The organism is Methylophaga sp. UBA1464 (assembly GCF_002325665.1).
In the GTDB taxonomy this organism is placed as follows: Bacteria; Pseudomonadota; Gammaproteobacteria; order Nitrosococcales; family Methylophagaceae; genus Methylophaga.
Genome location: NZ_DCSO01000110.1, coordinates 2,616 through 4,814, shown reverse-complemented (window position 1 = coordinate 4,814; position 2,199 = coordinate 2,616). Strand labels below are relative to the sequence as shown.

Genomic DNA, 2,199 nt, shown 5'->3' with positions numbered 1-2,199 from the left:
CACCCGACATCATGATCGGCAGGTTTTGGAAAAAAGTCTGCTTAAAACGTTAAATGAATTATTTCCGGCACAATCCTTACGCTTGTTTCGGGTACGACGTCATGATCTGGTTCACGATATCAGCCTGTTGGCTTTCTGTGTGAATGACGTCATTTCGTCTTCTGACCAGCATCCCAAGCTGAATTCAGAAACGGCGGATGAACTGAGCGCTGCCATGACAGAAGCGATTGATAGAGAAGATATTGTTTCTTATCGTCAATCCGGGACGACAGGTTGGAATGTCATTTATCCCGCCTATGATTCACATGGCGAAATCTTTGCCAGTCTGGTTCACCATTGTGAAGAGTTGCCGTCACCCATTGACCAACGACTGGTCCATGGCATCCTGAGGGTGTATGCCAACTATCTGGCGTTAATCGATAAATCCCAACGCGATAAATTAACCGGTTTATACAATCGGGAAACGCTCGATGAGCAGATTACTAAAATTCTGGTCAATCAAAGCAGTGAACTGAATAAACTGATGGCTTCACCCAATGATTCCCGACGTCGTCGATATGCCATTAAACATTGGTTGGGCGTGGTGGATATTGATAAATTCAAAGTGATAAATGACACCTATGGTCATCTTTATGGTGATGAAGTGATTATTCTGGTTGCCCGGTTAATGACATCCGGTGTGATCCGCGACGACGATCTGATTTACCGTTTTGGTGGTGAGGAATTTGTAGTGTTGCTTAAAGCCGCTAATGAAACAGATGCCATGCAGGCATTTGAACGAATTCGTAAGGTGGTGGCAAATCATAATTTTCCTCAACTTGGCCAGGTCACGGTCAGTATTGGTTTTGTTGAAGTCTCGGCTCAATTATCGCCAACTGATGTTATCGGCCAGGCCGATGAGGCTTTATATAACGCGAAAAACGAAGGCCGAAATCAGGTACAGAACTACCATCATCTGCTTGCTGAAGGTAAAGTCACTGAGCCAAAGAAAATGACTGGCTCGGATGTAGAATTATTCTGAATTAACCCAGGAAAAATATGAGTTTCCGTAATCTGTTATTAACCGACAAAGTTATTATCGAACTGGATAAAGCATTAACGACTGTTTTGGGGGCACCGCCCTCCAGTGGCCGTGAGACTCCTGCCATGAACATTGATGATACGCCTCTTAACGATAGTGAACGTCGACAGTCAGTTGCTTTGATGCGGGTAAATCACGCTGGTGAAGTGTCTGCCCAAGCGCTGTATCAAGGGCAGGCATTAACTGCGAAATTAACCAATGTACGAGAAGCGATGCAGCAAGCTGCCGCTGAAGAAAATGATCATTTGCTGTGGTGTGAACAACGTATTCATGAACTTGATGGCCGTACCAGCTTGCTCAACCCCCTCTGGTATGTCGGTTCGTTTATGATTGGTGCTGTGGCTGGGAGAATCGGTGATAAATGGAGTTTGGGGTTTGTTGCTGAAACCGAAAAACAGGTAATTGAACATTTGGATGAACATCTGGATAAGATGAGTGAGGACGATCTGCGTAGTCGGTCAATTCTGGCGCAAATGCGTGAAGATGAGCGCCATCATCAGGATACTGCTTTAGCTGCTGGCGGTGCCGAACTGCCCTGGTTGGTTCGTAAAATCATGCAGCCCATGTCCAAAGTGATGACCCATAGCAGTTACTGGCTGTAAACCGGCTTAATATATTGTCGTAAACTTTACCGAAATGTTGAATTTTCCGGGATGTTCATCTAATGGCTGAACTCGGACCACTTCAGCTTCTGCGACAAAGTCAGCAAGCTCAGGGTTATGACTTTTTATACTGATTTGCAGTATTTCGCCCTCAATTACTGTTTCATCCGAAATCAAACTTAACCCACTCGCACTTAAATCCAGCCCTTCAGCGTGAAAAAATTCAGCTTGATCCTGACGTTTAATGTTGACCGGACCATTGACACGCATTCGGAAAAAATCGCGCTTCTCTTCATAATCCTGACCTGTCATAAGCTTGATTCCTTTTAATATGCAGTTGCCTATCAGATGTGCCTAGCCTAAGCTAAGTTCTGTTCATTCGTCCAGAGATATCCATGCCTGTTACTCAACTTGCTGCGTCACAACTTTACCATGCCTGTAATCCGGCTGATCTTCCCTTCAAAACTACGGCTACTGTCGAGCCTTTAACAGGGTTGATTGGTCAGGAGAGAGCTC

3 protein-coding genes are annotated in these 2,199 nt (G+C 45.0%); 2 read left to right on the top strand and 1 reads right to left on the bottom strand.

The window, feature by feature from the left end:
- Together B3O33_RS15095 and coq7 are read left to right on the top strand one after the other, a co-directional pair.
- On the top strand, positions 1-1,021 hold a 1,021-nt coding region (locus tag B3O33_RS15095; protein WP_292363903.1), incomplete at its 5' end, for a GGDEF domain-containing protein.
- A gap of 17 nt (positions 1,022-1,038) precedes the next feature.
- Entirely contained in the window at positions 1,039-1,683 is a 645-nt protein-coding gene (coq7, locus tag B3O33_RS15090; protein WP_292362624.1) for a 2-polyprenyl-3-methyl-6-methoxy-1,4-benzoquinone monooxygenase, read from the top strand.
- Positions 1,684-1,689: 6 nt separating this feature from the next.
- Here coq7 and B3O33_RS15085 read toward each other — a convergent pair whose 3' ends face one another.
- Positions 1,690-1,995 carry a PilZ domain-containing protein gene (locus B3O33_RS15085; protein WP_292362625.1) on the bottom strand — a complete coding sequence of 102 codons (306 nt, stop codon included), beginning with the start codon at positions 1,993-1,995 and terminating at the stop codon, positions 1,690-1,692.
- Positions 1,996-2,199: the final 204 nt, after the last annotated feature.

Excerpts from the sequence above, each read along its gene's own strand:
- coq7 (WP_292362624.1), top strand. The coding sequence starts at position 1,039 with ATGAGTTTCCGTAATCTGTTATTAACCGACAAAGTTATTATCGAACTG.
- B3O33_RS15085 (WP_292362625.1), bottom strand. The coding sequence starts at position 1,995 with ATGACAGGTCAGGATTATGAAGAGAAGCGCGATTTTTTCCGAATGCGT.